Consider the following 26654-nt stretch of genomic DNA (forward strand, 5'->3'; position numbering starts at 1 on the left):
CATGAACAAGCGCCATTTCATCAAGACCGCCGCCACGCTGGTCGCCGCAGCCGCCTTCGGCAGCAGCGCCCACGCACAGACGCCCATCAAGTTCCAGCTCGACTGGCGTTTCGAAGGTCCTGCCGCGCTGTTCCTGCAGCCTGCCGCCAAGGGTTACTTCAAGGCCGCCGGGCTGGACGTGACGATCGACTCCGGCAACGGCTCGGGCGGCACCGTCACGCGCGTGGCCTCAGGCAGCTACGACATGGGCTTTGCCGATCTCGCCGCCCTGATGGAATTCCACGCCAACAACCCGGACGCCCCGAACAAGCCGGTGGCCGTGATGATGGTCTACAACAACACGCCGGCCGCGGTGCTCGCGCTCAGGAAGAGCGGCATCACCAAGCCCGCCGACCTCAACGGCAAGAAGCTTGGCGCGCCGGTGTTCGACGCTGGACGCAAGGCCTACCCGATCTTCCAGAAGGCCAACAACATCACCACCGCCAACTGGACCTCGATGGACCCGCCGCTGCGCGAGACCATGCTGGTGCGCGGCGACATCGACGCCATCACCGGCTTCTCGTTCACCTCGCTGCTCAACCTGGAAGCGCGCGGCGTCAAGCCCGAGGACGTGGTCATCATGCCCTACGGTGACCACGGCGTGAAACTGTACGGCAACGTCATCATTGCCTCGCCGAAGATGATCAAGGAGAACCCGGCCGCCGTGAAAGCCTTCCTCACCGCATTCGCCAAGGGCGCCAAGGAAGTCATCGCCAACCCCGCTGCCAGCATCGAAACCGTGAAGGCGCGCGACGGCATCATCAACGTGCCGCTGGAGACCCGCCGCCTGGCCATGGCCATCGACTCCGTGATCGCCAGCCCGGACGCGCGCAAGGAAGGCTTCGGCCAGGTCAACCCGGGTCGCCTCTCGCTGATGGCCTCCCAGGTGTCCGATGCCTACGGCACCAAGACCCGCATCGATCCGGCCGCAGTCTGGAACGGTTCGATGCTGCCCGCCGCGGCCGACCTCAACATCCTGCCGCCGGCGAAGAAGTAAGCACCCCCAAAGGCCTCTGGCCCAGGCCAGCCTCCCTGCGGCGGCTGGCCTTTTTTTCAGGAAGACCCCATGCAAGACACCTCCAGCGAACAGCCCTTCGTCGATTTCGACCAGGTCTGGCTGGCCTACAACGACGACCTGCTGGCGAAGAACGTCTTCGCGGTGGAGGACATCAACCTGCAGGTGAAACATGGCGAGTTCATCGCCATCGTCGGCCCTTCGGGTTGCGGCAAGTCCACCTTCATGAAGCTCACCACCGGCCTGCGCATGCCCAGCATGGGCAAGATCCGCATCGACGGCCAGCCCGTCACCGGCCCGCTGAAAATCTCGGGCATGGCCTTCCAGGCGCCTTCCCTGCTGCCCTGGCGCACCACGCTGGACAACGTGCTGCTGCCACTGGAGATCGTCGAGCCGTACCGCAGCCAGTTCAAGGACCGCCGCAAGGAGTTCGAGGAACGCGCGAAGAAGCTGCTGGCCAGCGTAGGGCTGGGCGGTATGGAAAAGAAGTTTCCCTGGGAGCTTTCGGGCGGCATGCAACAGCGCGCCAGCATCTGCCGCGCGCTCATCCACGAACCCAAGATGCTGCTGCTCGACGAACCCTTCGGCGCGCTCGACGCCTTCACGCGCGAGGAACTGTGGTGCACGCTGCGCGACCTCTGGGAGGCGCAGCGCTTCAACGTCATCCTGGTCACGCACGACCTGCGCGAATCGGTCTTCCTGGCCGACACGGTCTACTGCATGAGCAAGAGCCCGGGGCGTTTCGTGGTGCAGCGCGAGATCCCGATACCGCGCACGCGCGAGCTGGAAGTGACCTACACCAAGGAGTTCTCCGACATCGTGCTCGAACTGCGTGGCCACATCGGTGCCATGCGCACCCCCGTCAACCAGTGAGCGCGCGAGGATATTCACCATGAAAACCAAACACATGGAACGCTGGTCGCCGCTGCTGCTGCTGCTGGCCATCGTCGTCATCTGGGAAGTCATCACCAGCGGCTTCGGTGTCTCCGAGTTCATCTTCCCCAGCCCTTCGCGCATCTGGGAACAGACGCTGGAGCACAAGGTCACCATCCTGGGTCACGCCTGGCGCACCTACTGGGTCACCATGGCGGGCTTCGGCATCGCCATCGTGGTGGGGGTGCTGCTGGGTTTCCTGATCGGCAGTTCGCGCCTGGCCTACGCGGCGGTCTACCCGCTGATGACGGCCTTCAACGCCCTGCCCAAGGCGGCCTTCGTGCCGATCCTGGTCGTGTGGTTCGGCATCGGCGTGGGCCCGGCCATCCTCACGGCCTTTCTGATCAGCTTCTTCCCCATCATGGTGAACATCGCCACCGGTCTGGCCACGCTGGAGCCCGAGCTGGAGGACGTGCTGCGCGTGCTCGGCGCCAAGCGCTGGGATGTGCTGATCAAGGTCGGCCTGCCGCGCTCCATGCCCTACTTCTTCGGCTCGCTCAAGGTGGCCATCACGCTGGCCTTCGTGGGCACCACGGTGTCCGAGATGACGGCGTCGAACGAGGGCATCGGCTACCTGTTGATCTCGGCCGGTTCGTCGATGCAGATGGGCCTGGCGTTCAGCGGCCTGCTGGTGGTGGGCGTGATGGCGATGGTGATGTACGAGCTGTTCAGTTTCATCGAGAAGCACACCACGGGCTGGGCGCACCGGGGCTCGCAGAACACATGAGCCCGGAGCAGGTGTCAAGACACTTGCGCCGCGCCAACGAGGTGGCGCGCCGTGCGGCGGGCATGGGCCGCCATCCCTTTGGTGCCTTGCTGGTAGCGCCCGACGGCGAGACGGTGCTGGCCGAGCAGGGCAACATCGATACGGTGAACCATGCGGAGTCAACGCTGGCGCGCACCGTGGCCGACAACTTTCCCGGCGAGTACCTCGCGCGCTGCACCCTGGTGACGACCTTCGAGCCGTGCGCGATGTGCACGGGCACGCTCTACTGGGCGAACATCGGGCGTGTGGTCTATGGCGCGAGTGAAGAGGCTTTGCTCGCGCTGACCGGCAACCACGACGAGAACCCGACGCTGTCCCTGCCTTGCCGCGAGGTGCTGGCACGTGGACAGAAAAACATCGAGGTCATCGGGCCCGTGCCCGAGCTGGAGGCCGAGATGCTGGAGCCACACCAGGGGTTCTGGGCTTCGCGCTGACGTGCCGGTCCACGTGGTGCTTCTTGCCTGCACCTCGCAGGCTCGCGGGCACAAGGCGCTCTGTTCCGCTCATGTCCCCCGGACCGGGCTACGCCCGGTCCTCCTCCTTGACTTCGCTACACAGAGCGCCTTGCACCCGCGAGCGAGTGGCGCGGTGGCCCACCCACGTAGCGAAAGCCAAAAGGTCATCGGTGGGCAGGGGGACGGCGCAGCGAAGTCAAGGAGGAGGGACGGCGCAGCCGGACCGGGGGACATGAGCGGAGCCGTCCCCCTGCACACCGATGACCGCTGCCGACGGAGAGGGAGGAACTACCGATGCACCTCCACCTCCCCGGCAGAAGACAACAAACCCATCAACTTGCGCCGGATCAGAATCCCCGGCCGGTCCGAGTCCATCGAGTACTCCACACCCCGGCGCCGCAGGTCCACCACCGCATCCGGGTCGGTCGACTCCAGGATGTCCTTGTCCTCCCGCGTGATTTCCTCGTCGAAGTCGATCAGCAGCTGCGCCGGACAATCTTCTTCCTTGTCGTTGCGGAACAACCACTGGCACAACTGCATGCGACCGTCATCGATCGGTGTGAACGCGTTGATGATGACGTGGCGCACCCCGCTGGGGTACTCGATGTCGAGGCGACGCGAGAACGGCTGGTAGTAGGCGTTGCGCATGTGACGCTGCGTGATGGGATCCTTCACACCACTGATGCGCTGGAATTTTTCCGGATTCACCGCATCGATCACCGTCTCGGCGTAGAAGCCTTCCTCGTTCTCCACCAACTCGTACCTGCTGGGCGCCGGCGAGGCGGCCACGCCGAAGGTGGCGCGGTGCACGAAGCTGAAATGTGAGTTGTCGAACGAATTTTCCAGCGCACGCACCGGGCTGGTGTTCCAGGTCTCGTAGAACTGGAAGATGGTGCGCCAACCTTCGGCCTGGAATTCCGGGATCACCGGGATGTCGGCCACCGGATCTTCCAGCGCCACCCAGGCGTAACCATGGCGCGCCACGCAGTGGTAGGCGGGCGTGCCGTAGTCCTTCGGGATCTCGCGCTCGGGCGGGTACTGCGGAATCTGGATCACGCGACCGCTGCGGTTGTAGACCCAGCCGTGGTAGCCACACTGGAGGTTGCCGTTCCTGCACCAGCCCTTGCTGAGCCGGGCCGTGCGGTGGCAGCAGCGGTCCTTCAGCGCGGCAGGTTCTCCGCTCTCGTCAAGAAAGAGAACGATGTTCTCACCAAGCAAGGTGAAGGGTTGGGGGCCATCGGCCAGCATCGTCAGTGGCATGACGGCGTGCCAGTAACGGCGGAAGACGGGCTGTTGGGTGACCAGCATGAAAGCGCTCCTGAGAGAAATGGCTTGAGGGAACTCAAGAGCAATTTCCTGTCCCGTGGCGCACGGGCTGAACGCTTCTACTCCGGGCAGGGATGCTAGCAAAAGACAGGCCACGGCGGAGCACCGATCTGGTGAGACCCGGCTGGCACAGCTCGTGCATGCGGGGCCGACGCAGAGTAGAAGCGTTCAGCGGGTGCCACGCCACCCGCCCGGAAATTGCTCTTGTACGTCCCCGTGGTCCTGTGGTCCACGGGGTTGCCACAAGTCCATGTCACCGGAGCCTTGCCATGCAACGCCGTCACTTCCTCGCTTCTTCCGCCGCCACCGTCTCGGCCCTCGCCGCACCCGCCGCCTGGAGCCAGTCCACGCCGAATCTCACCCCCATCAAGTTCACGCTCGACTTCCGCATCACCGGTCAGACCTCGCCCTTCTTCCTCGCCCAGAGCAAGGGCTACTACAAGGACGAAGGTCTGGACGTGAGCATCGACGTGGGGTCTGGTTCGGTCGCCTCCATCACGCGCATCGCCAGCGGCGTCTACCAGATGGGCCTGGGCGACATCAGTTCGCTCATCGAGTTCCAGGCCAAACAGCCCGGCACGCCTTTGGTGCAAGCCGTGTACCAGTACTACAACCGCGCACCGTTCGCGATCATTGGCCGCAAGGACCGTGGCATCACCAGCGACTTCCGCAGCCTCGAAGGCAAGAAGATCGCTGCCGCGGCCGTCGAGTCCACACGCCGCGCCTGGCCCATGGTGGCGCGCAAGCTGCGCGTGAAGGACGACTTCTTCCAGTGGTCGACCACCGACTTCGCCTCGCGCGACAACGTGGTGGTGCGAGGCGACGTGGACGGCGCCACCTACTTCCACGACTCCGCCGTTTCTCTGTTCGCGCGCATGAAGCTCGACGACCTCTCGGTGCTCGAGTACACCAGCGCGGGCGTGAACCTGTACGGCAACGCCATCCTCGCGAGCAACGCCATGACCACGCAGAACCCGGCCGCCGTGGCCGGCTTCCTGCGCGCCACCAACCGCGCCATCCACGAAAGCATGGCCGACCCGGCAGCGGCGATCGCCGCGACCAAGCTGCGCGAGCCCATCCTGAACGAAGCCGTGGAACTGGAGCGCTGGCGCATCACGCGCCAGTACATCGCCGCGGCCGATACGCGCAGGCACGGTCTGGGCGACGTGTTCAAGCGCACGCTGGAGCAGCAGGTGGACGAGGTGGTGGACGTGTTCGGCCTGAAGGTGCGGCCGGGTGTGGAAGGCGTGTTCAACCGTGCCATGCTGCCCGCGCAGCGCGATCGCATCATCCCGGCATGACGGTGGTGCACACGCTCAGCGAGCGCGACGGCACCTACCTGCGCCAGGCCATTGCCTGGTCGCGTGTGGCGCGCGACCGCGGCAACCGGCCGTTCGGTGCGGTGGTGATCGCCGACGACGGCCGTGTGCTCGCCGAAGCCTGGTGCAACACCGGCGAGACCGGCGACTGCACCGGCCACGCCGAGACCAACGCGGTGCGCCAGCTCAGCCCGGTGGTGGACCGCGAGACGCTCGCGCGCGCCACGTTGTACTCGTCCGCCGAGCCCTGCGTGATGTGCGCGGGCGCCATCTTCTGGAGCAACATCGGGCGCGTGGTGTTCGGCATCGACGCCGTGCGCCTGCGTGTGTTCCGTGGCGAACGCGCCGAACAGCGCGACGCCGAGCTCTCGTGCCGCGACGTGTTCAAGGCTTCACCGCATCCCATCGAATGCATCGGACCGGTGTTGGTCGACGAGGCCAGTGAACCGCATCGGGGTTTCTGGAAGGCCGCCTGAGCCTTCAGGTGCAGTTGAACGAGATCGCGATGCCCCCCGGCGTGGTCTGGCTTCCGATGGTCGCGCTGTTGGTCCACTGCAATTCCACCGCGTCGCCCGCATTGAAGCCCGCTGCACCCGATACGGTACAGCTGCGCGCCACGTCGTCGATCGTGCAGGAGAACGGACTGGCCAGCAGCCCCGCCACCGTGGGTGAGGGCCCCGGCGCGTGGAACAGTGTGAACTGGTGCGTCTGCCCCGCCTCGGGCACCCCCAGCGAGGCAACGTGTAGCGTGCCGGTGCCGCAGCTCTGCGGCAGCAACTGTGCATACCGTGAGTTCACGATGCTGGTTGAGGAGCCGCCCATCAGCGAGTAGGTGCCGGGGGCCTGCACATTGCCGCTGGACAAAGCCCAGCTGAATTCCATTGCCGCAGGTCCTGCGGGACCGGCGGGGCCCGTGGCACCGGTCGCACCCGTTGCACCTGTGGTACCCGTTGCACCGGTTGGGCCCGCCGGCCCCGTTGCCCCAGGCGCTCCAGTGGCCCCGGGGGCTCCATCCGCGCCCGGCGGGCCGACCAGCGAAATGGACGCCGTGGGCCAGACACCCGCGGTTTTCGGTCCGTACATCTCGCCGGTCTGGTCGTTGATGAAGTAGTCGCCATCCCGGCCCACGGCGGCGGTTGGTACCCCAGACCCGGCGTAAACGACGGGATGCTCGAACTCCGGCGCGCTGGGGGCGGGGCCATCGCCGCCACCGCAGGCACTCACGAGCGAGGCGGCCAGCACCACGAGCAGCCGCCGGCCTGCTGGCCAAGCGTGATGTGCGCGGCGGCTCATGCGGAACCTCGCGTGGGATAAAGCCCTTCCAGCGCAATCACGTAATGCACACCGACATACGGGTTGCGTATGCCCACCGGTGCACCACCGCCGGTGGCGGCCACGCCGACCTGCAGCGACAGCGGCAAGGGCGCCATGGTCTGGTTGGCCGCCCCCGGCGTGGCAAAGGCCTGCAAGGCGCCACCGTTGAGTGGTTCAAGCACCTCGGACGGAATCGCGCCGGCGGGGCTGCTGAGCGAGCCAATACCGGCGTAGCAGTTCTGTTGCGCGTGCGCGCCGGGCTGCACCGTCGCCGTGTGCGTGTGGGACGGCAGCTGGTTGGTGTTCAGGGTCACGGCTTCTGCGCCGCCACGCTGGCCCAGCTGCACCGGCTGCAAACCCGGGCCAGCGCCCGCACTGACCGGGCTGCGGCCTCGCAGATCAGGCAGCGCGAAGGTGGTGACACCATCGCCGCCGTAGGTCACACCGATCAGCGAATACAACGCGGGGTACTGCTCCCTGGGCAGGAGACTGCCGTCGCACAGGGCGAAGCCCTTGGGCGCGAACGGGAACGCGACCATCTGTATTTCCCCGACGAAGGGTTCCGAACTCATTTTTTCCTCCTGAATGGTTGTGACAAACGCCACAGCGGCGTGGCCGGCGCCGATGCTAGGAATCACTGAGACCCCTAGGAATACTGCAAAAGAACTAGTTTTTCGCACCTCTTACACTTTCGCCCATGTCCTGGCATGCCCGCCTCTCGCTCGACCTGAGGTCCGAGCACCAGAAAACCACCGCTCACTTCGAGCACGACGGACCGCTGCGCATCCTCAAGAGCCTCTACCCTGAAGGGCCCGCGATCTGCCACAACGTGATCGTTCACCCTCCCGGGGGACTGGTCGGCGGTGATCTGCTCGATGTGCACGTGCGAGCCGGCACCGGGGCGCACGGCCTGATCTCGACGCCGGGCGCCACGCGCTTCTACCGATCCGACGGTCCGCCCGCCACGCAGCAGGTGGCGCTGACGCTGGACGCTGGGGCAAGACTGGAATGGCTGCCGCTGGAGACCATTGCCTACCCGGGCTGCCTGGCGCACAACACCGTGCGCGCCACCCTGGCAGAAGATGCCGAGCTGATCGGCTGGGACGTGAGCGCGCTCGGCCTGCCAACCGCAGGACAGCCTTTCGACCGGGGCTGCCTGACGCAGCATCTGGAAATACCGGGCCTGTGGCTGGAGCGCTCGCGCCTGGACGCGGCCGACACGCGCCTGCTCGAATCCCCGCTCGGCCTGGCAGGCCATCGCTGCCTGGGCACGCTGTGGCTGGCCAGCGGCGCACCGCTGGCGCGCGAGCGGCGCGAGCGACTGCTTGAAGCCGTGCGAGCCGGCATCGACACGGAGGCGGCTGGCGGCGTGCAGGCTGGCGCCACCTGCCCGCACCCCCAGGTGCTGGTACTGCGGGCGGTGGCACCGCTGGTCGAACCGCTGATGGCGCTGTTCCAGCACACCTGGGCGGTGCTGCGCGCCCAGGCCTGGGGCCTTCCGGCCGAGCCCCCCCGCATCTGGCGCGTCTGAACAGCCGCCCGGGCGGAGCCGGAAAAGCGCCGGAATCGACCCGCACTTTGGCCTACCGGCGCGCTGGACGCGGCGCAGAATGGGGACAAGCCTCCGAGCGCCCGCGCTCGTCCGCCCGGCATCCCCGCATGTTCACGCCCCCCACCCCCACCTACCTCCACGATGCCCATGCCCTGGTCATCGAGGGCAATCTGCAGTCGAGATCGATCCTGGTCTCGCAGTTGCGCGAACTGGGTCTTGCCACGGTGGCGCAGTGCTCGCGTCTGACCGACGCCCGGCGCAAGCTCGAATCCCACAGCTTCGACGTGGTGCTCTGCGAGCAGAACTTCGAACGCGAATCCATGTCCGGCCAGGACCTGCTGGACGACCTGCGGCGCAACCAGCTGCTGCCCTTCCACACGGTGTTCGTCATGATCACCGCCGAGGCGACCTATGCACGCGTGGCCGAAGCCGCCGAATCGGCGCTGGACGCGTACCTGCTCAAGCCGCACACTGCCGCCCGGCTGGCCGACCGCATCGTGCAGGCGCGCGCGCGCAAGCTCGCGCTGCAGGACATCTTCAGCGCCATCGATGCGCAGGACTTCGAGCGCGCCGCCACGCTGTGTCAGGCGCGCTTCGAAGCGCGCCAGGCCTACTGGCTGTATGCCGCGCGCATCGGCGCGGAGCTGATGCTGCGCGGCGGCCGCGTCGCCGAGGCCCAGAAGCTGTACGAAGCCGTCATCGAGGCCAAGACGCTGCCCTGGGCGCGCCTGGGCGTGGCGCGTGCGCAGCTCGACAGCGGTCAGGCCGCCAAGGCCGTGACCACGCTGGAGAGCCTGATCCGTGACGACGACGCCTACGCCGACGCCTACGACGTGATGGGCCGCGCCCAGTTCGAGCTGGGCAACTTCCAGAATGCGCTGTCGACCTACCAGATGGCCACGCGGCTGACGCCCTCGTCCATCAGCCGCCTGCTCAAGACCGGCATGCTGGCCTACTACACCGGCGAGAAGAGCGAAGGAGTGGAGCTGCTCGACCGCGCCACCCGCCTCGGTCTGGACTCCAAGATGTTCGATGTCCAGGCGCTGCTGCTGCTGGCCTTCGCGCGGCTGGACAACAACGACCAGCGCGGCCTGCAGCGCGTCGTGGAACAGCTCACCCGCCTGCGCGACCGCAGCTCCGCACCGGCCCGGCCGCACCGCCTGCTGTCCATGGCCGAGAGCCTGCTCGCGCTGCAGCAGCAACACACGGCGCGGGCGCAGGACGACGTGCGACGCCTGGCCAATGACATCCTGTTGCCGGACTTCGACGTCGAGTCGGCCTGCAACCTGCTCATGCTGATGAGCAAGCTGGTCGCGCGCTCGCTGCCCCTGCCGGATGCCGAGGGCGCGGTCGACACCATGGCCCTGCGTTTCTGCACCAGCCGCGCAATGACCGAGCTGCTCGCCTGCGCCGCCTCCGGCGCCGCCGACCACGCCGAACGCATCCGCTCGGGCCACGCCCAGGTGCTCAAGATCACGCAGGAGGCCATGACACTGAGCCTCAAGGACAACCCGCAGGGCACGGTCGAGCAGCTGCTCGAGGCAGGCGAACGCACCGGCAACGCCAAGCTGATCGAGTCCGCACACCAGGTGCTGCAGCGCTACGCCGAACGCATGGATGCCTTCCCTGCGCTCCAGGAGCGCGCCGAGGCGCTGCGCGCGCACTACCACTCCACCGCGCCACTCACCCGCCTGGGCGAACGCACCAGCGGACAGAGCACGCCGGGCGGCATCTCGCTGCCGGCGGGCTACAAACGCGCCCAGGCCGAAACTTCAGCGGACGAAGACAGCGCCACCACCACCGACGGTGACGACAGCGAAGGCGCGCGGCAAGCGGCGGGTTGAAGCCGACGCCGCCTCAGATCGCCACCAGCTGGCGCACGCCCCGGGCCTGCATCTCGCTGCCCGGGCCGCTGGCGATGACCTCGCCGCGCTCCATCACCACGTAGCGGTCGGCCAGGGCCTCGGCGAAGTCGTAGTACTGCTCCACCAGCACGATGGCCATGTTGCCGCGGTCGGCCAGCATGCGGATGACCTTGCCGATGTCCTTGATGATGTTGGGCTGGATGCCTTCGGTGGGCTCGTCCAGGATCAGCAGCTTCGGGCCCGCCGCCAGCGCGCGCGCAATCGCCAACTGCTGCTGCTGTCCGCCCGACAGGTCACCCCCCCGACGGCCCAGCATCTGCCTGAGCACCGGGAACAACTCGAACAGCTCGGCCGGGATCGGCGTGCCACCCTTCTTCGTGGCCAGGCCCATGAGCAGGTTCTCCTGCACGGTGAGGCGACCGAAGATCTCGCGGCCCTGCGGCACGAAACCCACACCCATGCGGGCGCGCTCGTAGGGCGTGGTCTTGTGGATGGGCACGCCGTCGAGTTCGATGCTGCCGCTCTTGATCGGCACCAGGCCCATGAGCGACTTGAGCAGCGTGGTCTTGCCCACGCCGTTGCGGCCCAGCACCACCGTGACCTGGCCGAGCTCGGCCTGCAGGCTCACGTTGCGCAGGATGTGGCTGCCGCCGTAGTACTGGTTGATGTCTTTGGCTTGCAGCAGGCTCATCTGGATTCCTCCGGCGGTTTGGTTTGGCCGGGTCTCGCCCCGGCGGGCGAGTAACTTTCTTTGCTTCGCCAAAGAAAGTCACCAAAGAAAGGCGAGCCGAAGTCCGGGCCGCTTTGCGGTTCCTCGCGCTGCTCAGCCCGGCCACACTGCAGGGGGCGGGAGCGGGGACCTTTCCTCCGGTGACTTGGGTTGCTTGGCCCCTCACCCCAGCCCTCTCCCCAGAGGGGCGAGGGAGCAAGGCCCCGTCGCCTGCGAGGTAGTCCGATCCCGCCCCCGTCTCTGCCGTGTGGCCGGGCTGAGCAGCGCAGCGGCGTGGGGATCAGAAATTCGCATGTCCGAAGGCCGCGCAGCGGACAAGTTTGCGAATTTCCCCCACGACGCGAGCAGCGCAAGGAACCGCAAAGCGGCCCGGACTTCGGCTCGCCTTTTCTTTGCTTACTTTCTTTTGGCGAAGCAAAAGAAAGTGAGTCGGCCGCCGGGGCGAGACCCGGCCAAACCAAACAGCCGGAGAGAAAAAATTCAGCGCCCAAGATACACCTCGATCACCCGCTCATCCGCCTGCACCTGGTCCAGCGTGCCCTCGGCCAACACCGCGCCGTCGCACAGCACCGTGACCTTCTCGGAGATGGTGCGGATGAAGCTCATGTCGTGCTCGACCACCATCAGCGAATGTTTGCCCTTGAGCGTGAGGAACAGCTGCGCGGTGCGCTCGGTCTCCTCGTCGGTCATGCCGGCCACGGGTTCGTCGAGCAGCAGCAGCTTGGGGTCCTGCATCAGCAGCATGCCGATCTCCAGCCACTGCTTCTGCCCGTGGCTGAGGTTGCCGGCCAGGCGCGCGGGGCTGTCGGCCAGGTGGATGGTCTGCAGCACCTCGCCCAGGCGGTCCTTCTCCTCGCCGGTGAGGCGGAACACCATGGAGCGGCGCACGCGCTTGTCGGTGGCCAGCGCGAGCTCGAGGTTCTCGAACACGCTGAGGTGCTCGAACACCGTGGGCTTCTGGAACTTGCGGCCGATGCCCATGGCCGCGATTTCGGCTTCGCGGTAGCGCAGCAGGTCGATCGTGCTGCCGAAGAACACCTGGCCCGCGTCGGGCCGCGTCTTGCCGGTGATGATGTCCATCATCGTGGTCTTGCCCGCGCCGTTGGGGCCGATGATGCAGCGCAGCTCGCCGGGCGCGATGTCCAGGCTCAGCTTGTTGATCGCCTTGAAGCCGTCGAAGCTCACGCTCACGTCTTCCAGGTAGAGGATGCGGCCGTGCGCGGTGTCCACCTCGCCCGGCGTGTGCAGGCGGGAGAAACCGGCCTGCCGTCCACCGGACTCGGTGGCACCGGTGTGCCCGGCGGAGGCCACCCGTTCGTAGCGCTTCGCGCCGTCTTCCATCAGGTCGGGCGTCATGCCTTGTCCCCTTCCCTGGCCGGCCGCAGTTTCTTCACCAGCCCCACCACGCCCTGCGGCATGTACAAGGTGACGACGATGAACAGCGCACCCAGCACGTAGAGCCAGTACTCGGGAAAGGTCACGGTGAGCCAGCTCTTGGCGCCGTTGACGATGAAGGCGCCGATGATGGGGCCGATGAGCGTGGCACGACCGCCTACCGCGGCCCAGATCGCGATCTCGATGCTGTTGGCCGTGCTCATCTCGCCCGGGTTGATGATGCCGACCTGCGGCACGTACAGCGCGCCGGCCACGCCGCACATCACGGCCGAAATCGTCCAGATGGTGAGCTTGTAGGGCAGCGGGTTGTAGCCGCAGAACATCACGCGGCTCTCGGCGTCGCGCACCGCCTGCAGCACGCGGCCGAACTTGCTGTTCACCAGCCAGCGCGCGAACAGGTAGAAGCCCAGCAGCGTGAGGCCGGTCAGCACGAACAGCGTCATGCGCATGCCCTGCGTGGCGATCGGTAGATCCAGGATGCGCTTGAAGTCGGTGAAACCGTTGTTGCCGCCAAAGCCTGTCTCGTTGCGGAAGAACAGCAGCAGCGCGGCGAAGGTCAGGGCCTGCGTGATGATGGAGAAGTACACGCCCTTGATGCGCGAGCGGAATGCGAAGTAGCCGAACACGAAGGCCACCAGGCCGGGCACGAGCACGATCAGCAGCAGCGTGGCGATGAAGCTGTCCGACAGCGCCCAGTGCCAGGGCAGCTCCTTCCAGTCCAGGAACACCATGAAGTCGGGCAGCTCGCTCTTGTAGTTGCCGTCGGTGCCGATCTGGCGCATGAGGTACATGCCCATCACATAGCCGCCGAGCGCGAAGAACAGACCATGCCCCAGGCTCAGGATGCCCGTGTAGCCCCAGATCAGGTCCATGGCCAGCGCGCAGATGGCGTAACACATGATCTTGCCCAGCAGGCCGACCATGTAGTCGCTCAGGTGGAAGGCACTGCCTTCGGGCACGAACAGGTTGAGCATCGGCGCGACCGCGCAGACGACCAGCAGCGCGACCACGAACGCGCTCCAGCCGGTGCGGGTGAGCAGCGGGCCCGGCGCGGGCAGCACGACGGGGGTGGTGGGTGTGGTGCTCATGCCTCGCGACCTTTCATGGCGAAGATGCCCTGGGGCCGCTTCTGGATGAAGACGATGATGAAGACCAGCACCGCGATCTTGGCCAGCACGGCGCCGGCCCAGCCTTCGATGAACTTGTTGAGCAGCCCCAGGCCAAGCGCGGCGTACACCGTGCCCGCGAGCTGGCCCACGCCACCGAGCACCACGACCATGAACGAGTCCACGATGTAGTTCTGGCCGAGGTCGGGGCCGACGTTGCCGATCTGGCTCAGCGCGCAACCGGCCAGGCCGGCGATGCCCGAGCCCAGCGCGAAGGCGTAGGTGTCGATGCGCGCGGTGTTCACGCCCATGCAGGACGCGATCGGCCGGTTCTGCGTCACGCCGCGCACGAACAGGCCCAGGCGCGTCCTGCCGATCATGAGCGTGACGCCCAGCAGCACCGCCAGCGCGAAGCCGATGATGATGATGCGGTTCCAGGGCAGGTTGAGGTTGCCCAGCAGGGTGATGCCGCCGCTCATCCAAGAGGGGTTTTCCACGCCCACGTTCTGCGCGCCGAACAGGCTGCGCACCGCCTGCATCAGCACCAGGCTGATGCCCCAGGTGGCCAGCAGCGTCTCCAGCGGGCGGCCGTAGAGGAAGCGGATCACCGAGCGCTCCATGGCCGCGCCGACCAGCGCCGAGGCCATGAAGGCCACCGGCATGGCCACCAGCAGGTACCAGTCGAACCACTCGGGCAGCGAGGCGCGGAAAAAGGACTGCACCAGCCAGGTGGCATAGGCGCCGATCATGATCAGCTCGCCGTGCGCCATGTTGATCACGCCCATGAGGCCATAGGTGATGGCCAGACCCAGCGCGGCCAGCAGCAGGATGCTGCCCAGGCTGATGCCGGTGAAGGCCTGGGCCAGGGCGTTGCCCACGGCCAGCATGCGGTCGATGCCCTTGAGCGAATCCAGCAGCGCGGCCTTCACGCCGGCGTCGCTCTCCTGGTCGATCTGCTGCTGCAGCAGCGGCCGCACGATCGGGAGCTTCGCCTCGCCCAGCTTCTGCGCGGCCGACAGGCGCTGCGCCGGGTCCTCGCTGGCCAGCAGAACGGCAGCGCGCCCCAGTTCCAGGCTCTGGCGCGCCTGCGCATCCAGATCGCCGGCGAGCGCCTTGTCGATCAGCGGCAACTGGCTGGCGTCGGGCTCTTCAAACGCAGAGCGCTGCAGCGTGCGCGCGGCCTCGCGCTGGCGATCGGGCGGCGCGCCCAGCAGTTCCATGCCGGCCAGCGCGTTGTCCATGGCGCTGCGCAGGCGGTTGTTGATCATCACGTCGCCGGCGTCTTCCGGCAGCGTGGCCAGTGTCTCGCCGGTCACGGCGTCGACGGCGCCTTCGCCCTCGACGATGAGCACGCGCTCGCCCTGCAGGCGCACGGCCTCATTGGCCATGGCCCGGATCAGCGCAGTGGCACGCGCGTCGGGCTCGGCGGCCAGGCGGTTGATGGTCTCGATGCGGGTGTCCGTATCGCCATCGACCACGGCCAGGGCATCGGCGGCGGTGAGCGCGTGGGCAGCCTGCAGCCCCATCCACAGCGCAAACCCCAGCCCCAGGAACCGGAGCCAATGAAACTTCATGTGAATCCTTCTACGAAAAACCGCCCTCACCCCAACCCTCTCCCGGAGGGAGAGGGAGCAAGACACGCCACGAACGGGGTGCCCCTCGTCCAGAGACACCGAGGGTCCGGCTCCGCCGGCCCCAGGTGTCGCCCCCCTCCCGCCGCAGGCGAGAGAGGGGGGAGCCGCGAAGCGGCGCGGGGGGTGTTACTTCACCATCGCCACGTTCTTCTTGCCCTTGTTCTCGGGGATGTAGTCGCTCCACGGGTCGGCGACCACCGGGCCCGGCGTCTTCCAGACCACGTTGAACTGGCCGTCGGCCTTCACTTCACCGATGAACACCGGCTTGTGCAGGTGGTGATTTTCCTTGTCCATGGTGCTGGTGAAGCCACCCGGTGCCTTGAAGGTCTGGCCGGCCATGGCGGCGATGACCTTGTCGGTGTCGGTGGACTTGGCCTTGGCCACGGCCTGGGCCCACATGTTGATGCCGATGTAGGTGGCTTCCATCGGGTCGTTGGTCAGCGGCTTGTCCTTGTGGCCGGGGATGTTCTTGGCCTTGGCGTAGGCGCTCCACTTCTTCACGAACTCGGTATTGGCTGGGCTCTTGATGCTCATGAAGTAGTTCCAGGCCGCCAGATGGCCCACCAGCGGCTTGGTGTCGACACCGCGCAGCTCTTCCTCACCCACCGAGAAGGCCACCACAGGCACGTCCTTGGCCGAGAGGCCGGCGTTGCCGAGTTCCTTGTAGAACGGCACATTGGAGTCGCCGTTGATGGTGGAGACCACGGCCGTCTTCTTGCCGGCGGAGGCGAACTTCTTGATGTTGGCGATGATGGTCTGGTAGTCGGAGTGCCCGAAGGGGGTGTACTCCTCCATGATGTCGGCGTCGGCCACGCCCTTGCTCTTGAGGAAGGCGCGCAGGATCTTGTTGGTGGTGCGCGGGTACACGTAGTCGGTGCCCAGCAGCACCCAGCGCTTGGCCGAGCCGCCGTCCTTGCTCATCAGGTATTCCACCGCGGGAATGGCCTGCTGGTTGGGCGCGGCACCGGTGTAGAACACGTTCTTGCTCAGCTCTTCGCCTTCGTACTGCACCGGGTAGAACAGCAGGCCGTTGGCCTCCTCCACCACCGGCAGCATCGACTTGCGCGACACCGAGGTCCAGCAGCCGAAGATGACCGCGACCTTGTCCTGCGTGAGCAGCTGCTTGGTCTTCTCGGCGAACAGCGGCCAGTTGGAGGCCGGGTCCACCACCACGGGCTCGAGCTTCTTGCCCAGCACGCCGCCCTTGGCGTTGATTTCATCAATGGCCATCAGCACCGTGTCCTTGAGCACGGTCTCCGAAATGGCCATGGTGCCCGAGAGGCTGTGCAGCACGCCGACCTTGATGGTCTCCTGCGCGTGGGCGCTCAGGCCAGTGAAGCCGAGCGTGGCAACCGTGGCGGCGGCGGCCAGGGTCTTGAGGGTGAATCGACGGACGTTTCGGGTGTTCGACATGGCGCTTCTCCAGTGTTCCAGGTGGTCCCTTGTGAGGGGTGTTTGGCGCCGCCGGCTGCCCTCTTCGGACGTGGCTCAGCGGACGACTGGACTCTAGGGATCGCGCCGGTCGGCGTATGTACGCCGGGTGGCGTATGCCGCCGGTAAGCGCCCCCTCAGTCCCATTGGCGCATGTTTACGCACTTGTGCGGTTGAAGTCAGGACGATGGACTTTGGGCGGTCCCGCGCCCAAGCAAATCACATGAACTTACGCCGCCGGAAGGCCCGCACGTCTTGCGCGTCGAGCGTGAACCACTCGCCATTGGTTTGCTTGGCAGCGCATCGCCGATACCCGCAGGCTTCTATCCCTTCGGAGTCATCGGTCGCGATGGCGTGCACTACGTCTGGCTTCTCCGGTAGATCCAGAGATATCTGGCGATGCCGGCGAGGCACGGCGAACGTCCTCCCCAACTTGTAGTGCGTGCCGGGCCTCAGCATGTAAACATAGCCATCAGTGCCTGACGAGCCTTCCGCTGCAGTCTGCGGTGCGGCCTCCGATGAGTCCACTTGGTCCGGAAGAAGGTCCGCCACATCCTTCCACTTCGAGTGCATCAAGCAGCCCGCTCGAAGACGTGCGATGCGTGCGCCCTTACTGCCCATACGATCGAATAGGCCGTGACTTGGTACGGTGTCATTGGTCCTTCGCGCGATTCTGAGTTCGGCTGTCGTGAGGAATCGACCGCATGCGCGGGTCAGCTTTGCCATGGCCCGCAGCATGCCCTCATCAGAACGCGCCTCTTGCTTCCGATTCGATTCAAATCCCGCTTCTGCCAGAGCATCACTCCATCGGGCCCAGTGCCTTGCGCGCCAGTGGCCCTGACGAATGCCAGTAAGAGTCTCGAACAGATTGTGGCCTGGCACTATTCCGCCGCAGACTCAGTGCGCCCTCGGGGCCATCGCTCTTAGCCACATGCGTTCGACTTGTTCCGTCATATTGGTGGGCACCAGTTCAACACCTGGATGCGCATTGCCATAGACACGGAACAGTTCATCGGCAAACGCTTGTCCCACTTCCTTGATGTCAGAAAAATCAAGAATTACCATCCTGAATCGGTCAAAGCGAGCAATCAACCGTTTGGCCTGCGATCGTGACACCAACTGTTCGTCGCCATACTTGGCAAGTCTCATCGGCACGATGGTCTTTGAGAAATCGAAATCATCAGGCGCATTGGTGAACTGGGCATAGATGTCTGCCGCCGTGCGCGCACTGTCCAGCGAGATATTCATGAAAACTGCGGTGCCTTTTGGGAAAACACCCTTTTCCTCCGCGAGCAGGTCATGCTGTGAAACATCGTCGTGACTGAAGGTCAGTTCGTTCGCTGCTATCTCGAAATCATCAAACATCCTGGACGTGAAAAAGACGCCCTCGCCAGTGTGCTTGGATGGATCTGTTGTCAACTTGCCTTTCGAAAGCTCAAAGAGAGCCTGCCGCATATCGGCGAGGCCTAGCTCGCTCGTGATCTTCGCAAAAATACCCACTCCGTCGTCGGAGATGATGATTCGCAGATGCTTTTCATCTTGACTCATCCAGACAAAGACAGAATTCCCCCCGGAGTGGTCAATGGCGTTATTGACCATTTCTGTGAAGCCGTGACTCGCAATGTTTTGCACATTGCCAGAAAGGCTGAAATACGGCCTGAAGTCCCGCCCCCAGGCAACGTCTTCCTCCAGCCCAGCCAGTGAGTACAGGTGCGAAACCCGGCGTTTGTACCCAGGACTGAAAACGGGATGGGTGGACGGGCCGCTGCGAGCAATCCACCCCTCAGATTCCAGGCGCTGGATGTACTTGTTAGCCGCCACCCGGGAAATATTCAGGCGATCTGCGTAGTGCCGCGTCAGGTCGCGAGGGTGCGCAACTACATCCCGCGTGACGGTACGCACCAGTTCTTCGAATCGAGAAGGCTTGGCCATCGGTTTGTTGAAAACTTAAAGAGCCAAATTGTAAACTTATTGATTCCACGTTGTAAACTTAAAAGCCATGCCAACACGCGGTACTGGCTGCTTGCGTGGACCACCACGCGCCGGCAAATCACTGCCTCGAAGAACACTCCATCCCCTCAGCCCCCGTGCTGCGGCTGCAGCAACGGCACCCGGTTGATCGCCATCGCCGCCGCCGCTGTGCGCGTCTCCACGCCCAGCTTGGCGTAGATGCGCTCCAGGTGTTTCTTCACCGTGGCCGGGCTGGCGCCCAGGATGTCGCCGATGTCGCGGTTGATCTTGCCCTTGACCACCCAGTACAGCACCTCGGCCTCGCGCGCGGTCAGACCGAAGGCGCCGGCCAGGCCGGAGAGCACGCTGGCGTCCGAGGTTTCCTGCATCACGATCAGCCAGTCGCCGCCCTCGCCGTTGATCTCGTCGCCCACGCACTGGTGCAGGCGGAAGGTGAGGCGGCGCGGGCCGTTTTCCAGTGTGAGGCGCGGCGGCTCGCGCTGCGCGAGGGCTTCACCGAGGTGGCGGCGCAGCCACTGCAGCACGGCCGGTGGCGTGGCGGGGGCCTCGGTGCCACAGTGGTGGCGCAGCAGGTCGCGCGCTAGTGGCGTCTGCCACATCAGGCGGCCGTCGCGCTCGCGCACGGTGATGGTGGCGTAGCCGAAGGCGTCGAGCGCGTTGCGCGCCTGGCTGCGTTCGACTGCGCCCTGGCGCACGTGGCGCGCGGTGCGCAGGTGCACGCCCATGCGCGCCATCACCTCGCGCGGCTTGATCGGCTTGGTCACGTAGTCGGCGCCGCCGGCGTCGAGCGCGGCCACCAGGTGCTCGGTGTCGGTCAGGCCGGTCATGAAGATGATGGGGATGTGCGCGGTGGCCGGCTGCGCCTTGAGGCGGCGCGCCACCTCGAAGCCGTCGATGCCGGGCATCACCGCGTCGAGCAGCACCACATCGGGCAGGGCCTGGGTGGCGCGGCGCAGGGCGCTTTCGCCGTCCAGCGCGACCAGCACGGTGTAGCCGGCCTCGTCGAGCGCGTCGTGCAGCGGCGCGACGTTGTCGGGCACGTCGTCTACGATGAGCACGACCAGGGCGTCGGTCAGCACCAGCGCCGTGGCGCTTGGCAGGGGTTCAACCGGATGCGACATGGCTTTGCAGCAGCAGTTGCTGTTCGATGGCGTCAAAACGGAACTCGCGCGCCAGGGTGCGCAGGCCCTGCGCGAACGCGGCCTGCTCGGGGCGGCGCTGCACCCAGTCGTCGAGCCACTGCACGATGCCCTTGTAGTAGCCCAGGCGCACCAGTTCCAGCAGGGGTTCGAGTTCGGCGCGGCTGGCGGGCGTGGCCGGCGGACCGGGTGGCGCGGCCGCGTGCTCGGGTTGGGGCTCGGTCATCCACGACAGCGCGAGCTGCTGGCCGAGCCAGGCCAGCAGATCGTCGCGCCGCACGGGCTTGACGAAAAAATCCTGCGGCTTGTGGTCGAGGTCGTTGTCCAGGCCCTTGTCGAAGGCGTTGGCCGAGACGATGGCCAGCGGCACCGGCCCCCAGCCGCGCGCGCGCAGGCGCCGCAGTGTTTCCCAGCCGTCGATGCCGGGCATGGCCAGGTCCATGAAGATGGCGTGCGGCGCGCCCGGGTCACCGGGCTGCAGTTCGTCGAGCAGGGCCAGCGCATCCAGCCCGCTGGTGGCGAGCATGACCTCGAAGCCCAGCGGCGCGAGCCAGCGCGCGAGCAGCTCGCGGTCGGCCTCCTCGTTGTCCACCACCAGCACACGCCGGCGCGGGCCGCTGTAGCCCACGTGCTGCGGCTGCACCGCGGGCGCGGGCAGCTGCACGCCGTGCAGTTCGGGCAGGAACAGGCGCACGGTGAACACCGAGCCCTCGCCCGGCGTGCTGCGCACCGTCATCTCGCCGCCCATGAGGTCGGTGAGCATCTTGGCGATGGTCAGGCCCAGGCCGGTGCCGCTGGACGGCCCCTGCGCCCCGGCATCCCCCTGCCCGCGCGCGAAGGGTTCGAACACGCGTTCCAGGTCCTGCTGGCCCATGCCGGGGCCGGTGTCGTGCACCTCGAACTGCGCCATCTCGCGCGCGTGCGCCACACGCAGGCGCACCTCGCCGCTGCGGGTGAACTTGACCGCATTGCCCAGCAGGTTGATGAGGATCTGGCGCAGGCGCTTTTCGTCGGCGCGCACCGTGTCGGGCAGGCGGCTGCCGGTGTCGAAGACGAAGCGCAGGCCCTTGGCGGCCGCCTGCAGCTCGAACATGCTGGCCACCTCCTGCATGGCGCCGGCAAAGGCCATGGGCCGCACGTCCAGCGCGAGCTTGCCGGACTCGATGCGCGCGATGTCCAGCGTGCCCTCTATGAGCGAGAGCAGGTGCTCCCCGCCCCGATGGATCACGCGCACAGCCTGCGCGCGGTGCGGCGCCACGCCACTGTCTTCCTGCAGCAGTTGCGCATAGCCCAGGATGCTGTTGAGCGGTGTGCGCAGTTCGTGGCTGATGGTGCTGATGTAGCGCGTCTTGGCCTGGTTGGCCTGCTCGGCCGCGTGCCGCGCCTGCTGCAGGGCCTCGTCGGTGCGCTGGTGCGATTCGATTTCCTGCATCAGCAGGCGCGTCTGGCGGTTCGACTCTTCCTGCGCCACTTCGCGGCTCTTGTGCGCCAGCACCAGCCACCAGGCCACGGTGGCGGCGATCAGCAGCAACACCGCGTACACCCGCACGAAGCCCGAGCGCAGCGCGGCGTCCAGCAGCGAGGTGTTGGCCGCCACGCCCAGGCCCTGCTGCAGGCCTTCGACCTCCTGCCGGTACAGCAGGCCGAGCACGGCCGCGAGCACGGGCGCGACGATCATCATGAGCAGCAGGTAGTGCGCCAGGCCCGCTTCCAGGTACGGCCACACGCGGCGCGGCAGCACGCGCCGCAGCGCCGCCATCCACTGCTCGGACAGGCGCGCGTGCGGCTTGCAGAGATCGCCGCAGCGCGCGTCCAGCGTGCAGCACAGCGAACAGATGTGGCCCTGGTAGGCCGGGCAGTGCGCCATATCGGGCGCTTCGTACTCGCGCTCGCAGATCACACAGCGTTGCAACGAGAAAGGTGCTTTACCCCATCCCCCTCTGGGGGAGGGCGGGGGTGGGGGCTCGCATGCAGTAGCGTGGTCGACGCGCGGCCCCCATCCCATCCTTCCCCCACAGGGGGAAGGAGCAAGATCACAACTCCCCTCCGCCGACCGCGCAATGTAATACCGCCCCTTCGTCAACCACGCAATCGCCGGCGCCGCCAGCAGCGCTGTCACCATCGCGATCACCGCCGAAAACGCCTGCGCCATCGGGCCCAGCAGCCCCATGTGCGCAACGATGGACAGGGCCGAGGCCAGGCCCATGGCGCCCACGCCCACGGGATTGATGTCGTACAGGTAGGCGCGCTTGAACTCGATGCCCTTGGGGCTCCAGCCCAGTGGCTTGTTGATGACCAGGTCGGCCACCACGGCCATGATCCAGGCGATGGCGATGTTGGAGTACAGGCCCAGCACCTCGCCCAGGGCCTGGAACACGTTCATCTCCATCAGCATGAAGGCGATCAGCGTGTTGAACACCACCCACACCACGCGGCCCGGGTGGCTGTGCGTGATGCGCGAGAAGAAGTTGCTCCAGGCCAGCGAGCCGGCGTAGGCATTGGTGACGTTGATCTTGAGCTGCGAGACGACCACGAACAGCGCCGTGGCCGCCACCGCCCAGCCGTAGTCGGAGAACACGTACTCGTAGGCCGCCAGGTACATCTGGTTCGGGTCCACCGCGCGCTCGGTGGGCACCATGTGGGTGATGGCCAGGTAGGCCAGCAGCGCGCCGCCCAGCATCTTGACCACGCCCAGCACCACCCAGCCCGGCCCGCCGGCCAGCACACCGGCCCACCAGCGCAGCGCCTTGCCGGGTTCCTTCGCGGGCATGAAGCGCAGGTAGTCGGCCTGCTCGCCCATCTGCGTGATGAGCGCGATGCCCACCGTCAAAGCCGCACCAAACAGGTGCCAGTCAAACACCGTGCCTGCACCAGATTCGCCCCCATACCGCACCACGTTGGTGAAGGTTTCGGGTGACATCCAGGCCACCGCCCCGAAAGGCACCACCATCATCACGATCCATAGCGGCTGCGTCCAGACCTGGAAGCGGCTGATGACGGAAACGCCGTGGGTCACCAGCGGAATGACCACCAGCGCGCAGATGAGGTAACCCCAGGCGGGCGGGATGTCGAGCGCGAGCTCCAGCGCATAGGCCATCACCGCCGCCTCGAGCGCGAAGAAGATGAAGGTGAACGAAGCGTAGATCAGCGAGGTGATGGTCGAGCCGATGTAGCCGAAACCCGCCCCGCGCGTGAGCAGGTCCATGTCGACCCCGTGGCGCGCGGCGTAGACGCTGATGGGCAGGCCGGCCAGAAAGATGATCAGACCGGTGCAGAGAATGGCCAGCGCGGCGTTGACGAAGCCGTACTGCACCAGCAGCGTGGCGCCCACAGCCTCCAGGATCAGGAAGGACGCGGCGCCGAACGCGGTGTTGGCCACGCGCCATTCGCTCCACTTGCGAAAGCGCTGCGGCGTGTAGCGCAGGGCGTAGTCCTCCATGGTCTCGCTGCCCACCCAGCTGTTGTAGTCGCGGCGCACCTTGATGATGCGCTGCGGCGCGTCCTGGCCCGCCGCAGGAGCGGCCAGGGGGGCGGGGGGGAGGTCGGGCACGGCAGGGTTCACACGGCGATTTCGCAGCTTTCATGCCACGCTCCTCGGGCCGGCCCGGCGAGGGCACGGGAATTGCTGATTCACAGGCGGCTTGTATGCTCAGGCCCCACCCGACGATCACGCACCACCATGGAACTCACCCCCGTGTCCGGCCAGCTCCTGCGGCCGCACGCGCTATTTGAGCGAAGCGAACAATGGAACTGACCCCGCGTGAAAAAGACAAGCTGCTGATCTTCACCGCCGCCCTGCTGGCCGAGCGGCGCAAGGCGCGCGGCCTCAAGCTCAACTACCCCGAAGCGGTGGCGCTGATCAGCGCGGCCGTGATGGAGGGCGCGCGCGACGGCAGGACCGTGGCCCAGCTCATGAGCGAAGGCCGCAACGTGCTCACGCGCGCCGACGTGATGGACGGCATCGCCGAGATGATCCCGGACATCCAGGTGGAAGCGACCTTCCCCGACGGCACCAAGCTGGTCACGGTGCACCAGCCGATTGCCTGAACCTCCTCCACGAAAGTCTTCCCATGCGACCGTTCTCCACACTCCTCATCGCCGCCCTGTCCGCCACCTCCGCCCTGGCCCACGAAGGCCATGGTCTGTTCGGATCACACTGGCACGCCACCGACGCCCTGGGCTTCATCGGCGCAGCGGCTGTCATCGCCCTGGCCATCTGGTTCACCAGCGGTCGCAAGTGAGCACCTGCCCATGATCCCCGGCGAACTCCTCACCGACGCGGGCGAACACCCCCTCAACCCCGGCCGGCGCACGCTCACCCTGGTGGTGAAGAATGGCGCCGACCGCCCGATCCAGGTCGGCTCGCACTACCACTTCGCCGAGACCAACGGCGCACTCGACTTCGACCGCGCCGCCGCGCGCGGCATGCGGCTGAACATCGCCAGCGGCACCGCCGTGCGCTTCGAGCCCGGCCAGCAGCGCACCGTGGAGCTGGTGGACTACGCGGGCGATCGCGTCGTGTACGGGTTCCGCGGGCTCACGCAGAGCGCACTCTGAGGAACACACACCCATGGCAAGCATTCCCCGCAGCGCCTACGCCGACATGTTCGGCCCCACCGTGGGCGACCGCCTGCGCCTGGCGGACACCGGTCTGGTGATCGAGATCGAAAAGGACTTCACCCTGGCCGCGGGCGGCTATGGCGAAGAAGTGAAATTCGGTGGCGGCAAGACCATCCGCGACGGCATGGCGCAGAGCCAGCGCACGCGCGCCGAGGGCGCGGCGGACACGGTGATGACCAATGCGGTAATCATCGACCACGGTGGCATCGTCAAGGCCGACATCGGCTTGAAGGGCGGGCGCATCGTCGCCATCGGCAAGGCCGGCAACCCCGACACCATGCCCGGCGTGGACATCGTCATCGGCCCGGGTACCGAGGTGATCAGCTGCGAGGGCAGCATCGTCACCGCTGGCGGCATCGACAGCCACATCCACTTCATCTGCCCCCAGCAGGTGGACGAGGCGCTGACCTCGGGCATCACCACCATGCTCGGCGGCGGCACCGGCCCGGCCACCGGCACCTTCGCCACCACCTGCACGCCCGGCCCCTGGCACATCGAGCGCATGTTGCAGGCCGCAGACGGGCTGCCGATGAACCTGGGCTTCCTGGGCAAGGGCAACGCCAGCCTGCCCGCCGCGCTGCACGAGCAGGTGAACGCTGGCGTGATCGGCCTGAAGCTGCACGAAGATTGGGGCACCACGCCCAGCGCCATCAGCAACTGCCTGGACGTCGCCGAAGAAGCCGACGTGCAGGTCGCCATCCACAGCGACACGCTCAACGAATCGGGCTTCGTGGAGAACACCATCGCCGCCACCAAGGGCCGCAGCCTGTGCGCCTTCCACACCGAAGGCGCCGGCGGCGGCCACGCGCCCGACATCCTGCGCGTGGTCGGCGAGGCCAACTTCCTGCCCTCCTCCACCAACCCGACCATGCCCTACACGGTCAACACGCTGGACGAGCACGTGGACATGCTGATGGTGTGCCACCACCTCGACGCCGGCATCGCCGAAGACCTGGCCTTTGCCGAGAGCCGCATCCGCCGCGAAACGATCGCGGCCGAGGACATCCTGCACGACATGGGCGCCATCAGCATGATGAGCAGCGACAGCCAGGCCATGGGCCGCGTGGGCGAGGTCATCATCCGCACCTGGCAGACCGCCGACAAGATGAAGAGCCAGCGCGGCACGTTGCCGGAAGACAATGCGCGCAACGACAACTTCCGCGTCAAGCGCTACATCGCCAAGTACACGATCAACCCAGCCGTCGCGCACGGCATCTCGCACATCGTGGGTTCGCTCGAGGTCGGCAAATGGGCCGACCTGGTGGTGTGGAAGCCGGCCTTCTTCGGTGTGAAACCCGCGCTTGTGCTCAAGGGCGGCAGCATCGCGCTGGCCGCCATGGGCGACCCCAACGCCTCCATCCCCACGCCCCAGCCGGTGCACTACCGGCCCATGTTCGGCAGCTTCGGCGGTGCCATGGCGAAAAGCAGCCTCACCTTCGTCTCGCAGGCCGGCATGGCCGCGGGCGTGGGCGAGCGCTACGGCTTGCAAAAAACCCTGGTCGCCGTGCAGGGCTGCCGCGGCGTGACCAAGGCCAGCATGGTGCACAACGCGCTGCTGCCGAAGATGGAGATCGACCCCCAGACCTATGCCGTGCGCGCCGACGGCGTGCTTCTCACCTGCGAGCCGGCCACGAAGCTGCCGATGGCGCAGCGCTATTTCCTGTTCTGAGCGGCCCATGAACTCTGTCGCCACGTTCGACATCCAGCGGGACGACCTGAGCGACCCGCGCGTGGCCGCCTTCCTGGAAGAACACCTGCAGGACATGCGCCGCGTCTCGCCGCCCGGGAGCGTGCACGCGCTCGATCTGGACGGGCTGCGCCAGCCCGAGGTGAGCTTCTGGACGATGTGGCACGGCGACGGCGACACCCGGCTGCTGGTGGGCACCGGGGCGCTCAAGGCACTCGACGCCGGCCACGCCGAAGTCAAGTCCATGCGCGTGCACGCCGCGTGGCGCGGGCACGGCCTGTCCACGCGCCTGCTGGAACACCTCATGGCAGAAGCCCGGTCCACCGGCACGCAGCGCCTGAGCCTGGAGACCGGCTC

General features: G+C 66.6%; 25 protein-coding genes. 13 read left to right on the plus strand and 12 right to left on the minus strand.

Annotated features, from left to right (window positions below; all coding sequences use genetic code 11):
• The first annotated feature begins 1 nt into the window (after nucleotide 1).
• From K5880_RS01480 to K5880_RS01495, 4 genes are all read left to right on the plus strand, one after another.
• Nucleotides 2-1036 (plus strand): ABC transporter substrate-binding protein, encoded by a 1035-nt coding sequence (locus K5880_RS01480; protein ID WP_297647704.1) that lies wholly within the window; start codon nucleotides 2-4, stop codon nucleotides 1034-1036.
• A gap of 69 nt (nucleotides 1037-1105) precedes the next feature.
• On the plus strand, nucleotides 1106-1927 hold the full coding sequence (locus K5880_RS01485; protein ID WP_297647707.1) for an ABC transporter ATP-binding protein: 822 nt from the start codon (nucleotides 1106-1108) through the stop codon (nucleotides 1925-1927).
• Between the two features lie 19 nt (nucleotides 1928-1946).
• Complete coding sequence (locus K5880_RS01490; RefSeq protein WP_297647710.1) at nucleotides 1947-2714, plus strand: ABC transporter permease; 768 nt, start codon at nucleotides 1947-1949, stop codon at nucleotides 2712-2714.
• The gene (locus K5880_RS01495; protein ID WP_297647713.1) at nucleotides 2711-3187 is read left to right on the plus strand and encodes a nucleoside deaminase; all 477 of its coding nucleotides are present in this window, start codon (nucleotides 2711-2713) and stop codon (nucleotides 3185-3187) included. Before K5880_RS01490 ends, K5880_RS01495 begins: the two co-directional genes overlap by 4 nt.
• Nucleotides 3188-3496: 309 nt before the next feature.
• Here the strand turns inward: K5880_RS01495 and K5880_RS01500 are convergent, their stop codons facing one another.
• The gene (locus K5880_RS01500) at nucleotides 3497-4516 is read right to left on the minus strand and encodes a Rieske 2Fe-2S domain-containing protein (RefSeq protein WP_297647715.1); all 1020 of its coding nucleotides are present in this window, start codon (nucleotides 4514-4516) and stop codon (nucleotides 3497-3499) included.
• Between the two features lie 287 nt (nucleotides 4517-4803).
• Here K5880_RS01500 and K5880_RS01505 point away from each other — a divergent pair, with 287 nt between their 5' ends.
• Nucleotides 4804-5835 (plus strand): ABC transporter substrate-binding protein, encoded by a 1032-nt coding sequence (locus K5880_RS01505; RefSeq protein WP_297647718.1) that lies wholly within the window; start codon nucleotides 4804-4806, stop codon nucleotides 5833-5835.
• The gene (locus tag K5880_RS01510; RefSeq protein ID WP_297647720.1) at nucleotides 5832-6329 is read left to right on the plus strand and encodes a nucleoside deaminase; all 498 of its coding nucleotides are present in this window, start codon (nucleotides 5832-5834) and stop codon (nucleotides 6327-6329) included. The genes K5880_RS01505 and K5880_RS01510 overlap by 4 nt, the downstream gene beginning before the upstream one ends.
• Nucleotides 6330-6333: 4 nt before the next feature.
• Here the strand turns inward: K5880_RS01510 and K5880_RS01515 are convergent, their stop codons facing one another.
• Together K5880_RS01515 and K5880_RS01520 are read right to left on the minus strand one after the other, a co-directional pair.
• Nucleotides 6334-6735 carry a hypothetical protein gene (locus tag K5880_RS01515; RefSeq protein WP_297647722.1) on the minus strand — a complete coding sequence of 134 codons (402 nt, stop codon included), beginning with the start codon at nucleotides 6733-6735 and terminating at the stop codon, nucleotides 6334-6336.
• Between the two features lie 407 nt (nucleotides 6736-7142).
• Entirely contained in the window at nucleotides 7143-7739 is a 597-nt protein-coding gene (locus tag K5880_RS01520) for a tail fiber protein (RefSeq protein ID WP_297647725.1), read from the minus strand.
• A 125-nt stretch (nucleotides 7740-7864) separates the two neighbouring features.
• Between K5880_RS01520 and K5880_RS01525 the strand changes: the two genes are divergently transcribed.
• Nucleotides 7865-8698, plus strand: a complete 834-nt coding sequence (locus K5880_RS01525; protein ID WP_297647728.1) for an urease accessory protein UreD — start codon at nucleotides 7865-7867, stop codon at nucleotides 8696-8698.
• A 128-nt stretch (nucleotides 8699-8826) separates the two neighbouring features.
• Nucleotides 8827-10563 carry a response regulator gene (locus K5880_RS01530; protein WP_297647731.1) on the plus strand — a complete coding sequence of 579 codons (1737 nt, stop codon included), beginning with the start codon at nucleotides 8827-8829 and terminating at the stop codon, nucleotides 10561-10563.
• Between the two features lie 13 nt (nucleotides 10564-10576).
• Here the strand turns inward: K5880_RS01530 and urtE are convergent, their stop codons facing one another.
• The 9 genes from urtE to K5880_RS01575 form a co-directional block, all read right to left on the minus strand.
• Nucleotides 10577-11269 carry an urea ABC transporter ATP-binding subunit UrtE gene (gene urtE / locus K5880_RS01535; protein ID WP_297647812.1) on the minus strand — a complete coding sequence of 231 codons (693 nt, stop codon included), beginning with the start codon at nucleotides 11267-11269 and terminating at the stop codon, nucleotides 10577-10579.
• Between the two features lie 525 nt (nucleotides 11270-11794).
• Complete coding sequence (gene urtD / locus K5880_RS01540; RefSeq protein ID WP_297647733.1) at nucleotides 11795-12670, minus strand: urea ABC transporter ATP-binding protein UrtD; 876 nt, start codon at nucleotides 12668-12670, stop codon at nucleotides 11795-11797.
• Nucleotides 12667-13797: an urea ABC transporter permease subunit UrtC gene (urtC, locus tag K5880_RS01545; RefSeq protein WP_297647736.1), complete on the minus strand. Its 1131-nt coding sequence runs from the start codon at nucleotides 13795-13797 to the stop codon at nucleotides 12667-12669. Before urtC ends, urtD begins: the two co-directional genes overlap by 4 nt.
• Complete coding sequence (gene urtB / locus K5880_RS01550) at nucleotides 13794-15341, minus strand: urea ABC transporter permease subunit UrtB (RefSeq protein ID WP_297647815.1); 1548 nt, start codon at nucleotides 15339-15341, stop codon at nucleotides 13794-13796. The genes urtC and urtB overlap by 4 nt, the downstream gene beginning before the upstream one ends.
• Before the next feature lie 234 nt (nucleotides 15342-15575).
• Entirely contained in the window at nucleotides 15576-16862 is a 1287-nt protein-coding gene (gene urtA / locus K5880_RS01555; protein ID WP_297647738.1) for an urea ABC transporter substrate-binding protein, read from the minus strand.
• 237 nt (nucleotides 16863-17099) lie between these two features.
• A complete protein-coding gene (locus K5880_RS01560) occupies nucleotides 17100-17606 on the minus strand; it encodes a GIY-YIG nuclease family protein (RefSeq protein WP_297647740.1) in 507 nt (168 codons plus the stop codon).
• 171 nt (nucleotides 17607-17777) lie between these two features.
• Nucleotides 17778-18812, minus strand: a complete 1035-nt coding sequence (locus K5880_RS01565) for a DUF4325 domain-containing protein (protein WP_297647742.1) — start codon at nucleotides 18810-18812, stop codon at nucleotides 17778-17780.
• Nucleotides 18813-18958: 146 nt separating this feature from the next.
• Nucleotides 18959-19972, minus strand: coding sequence for a response regulator transcription factor (locus K5880_RS01570; protein ID WP_297647744.1), 1014 nt, complete (start codon nucleotides 19970-19972; stop codon nucleotides 18959-18961).
• Nucleotides 19956-23540 carry an ATP-binding protein gene (locus K5880_RS01575; RefSeq protein WP_297647746.1) on the minus strand — a complete coding sequence of 1195 codons (3585 nt, stop codon included), beginning with the start codon at nucleotides 23538-23540 and terminating at the stop codon, nucleotides 19956-19958. Before K5880_RS01575 ends, K5880_RS01570 begins: the two co-directional genes overlap by 17 nt.
• A gap of 194 nt (nucleotides 23541-23734) precedes the next feature.
• Here K5880_RS01575 and K5880_RS01580 point away from each other — a divergent pair, with 194 nt between their 5' ends.
• The 5 genes from K5880_RS01580 to K5880_RS01600 all read left to right on the plus strand — a co-directional run.
• A complete protein-coding gene (locus K5880_RS01580; protein WP_297647749.1) occupies nucleotides 23735-24037 on the plus strand; it encodes an urease subunit gamma in 303 nt (100 codons plus the stop codon).
• Between the two features lie 23 nt (nucleotides 24038-24060).
• Entirely contained in the window at nucleotides 24061-24231 is a 171-nt protein-coding gene (locus K5880_RS01585) for a hypothetical protein (RefSeq protein WP_297647752.1), read from the plus strand.
• 10 nt (nucleotides 24232-24241) lie between these two features.
• Nucleotides 24242-24547 carry an urease subunit beta gene (locus tag K5880_RS01590; RefSeq protein ID WP_297647756.1) on the plus strand — a complete coding sequence of 102 codons (306 nt, stop codon included), beginning with the start codon at nucleotides 24242-24244 and terminating at the stop codon, nucleotides 24545-24547.
• 13 nt (nucleotides 24548-24560) lie between these two features.
• Nucleotides 24561-26279 (plus strand): urease subunit alpha, encoded by a 1719-nt coding sequence (gene ureC / locus K5880_RS01595; protein ID WP_297647758.1) that lies wholly within the window; start codon nucleotides 24561-24563, stop codon nucleotides 26277-26279.
• A 7-nt stretch (nucleotides 26280-26286) separates the two neighbouring features.
• Nucleotides 26287-26654: GNAT family N-acetyltransferase (locus K5880_RS01600; protein WP_297647761.1), on the plus strand; the 368-nt coding region annotated here is incomplete at its 3' end.

The sequence above is a fragment of the Hydrogenophaga sp. genome (genome assembly GCF_025699295.1).
Taxonomy (GTDB): domain Bacteria; phylum Pseudomonadota; class Gammaproteobacteria; order Burkholderiales; family Burkholderiaceae_C; genus Hydrogenophaga.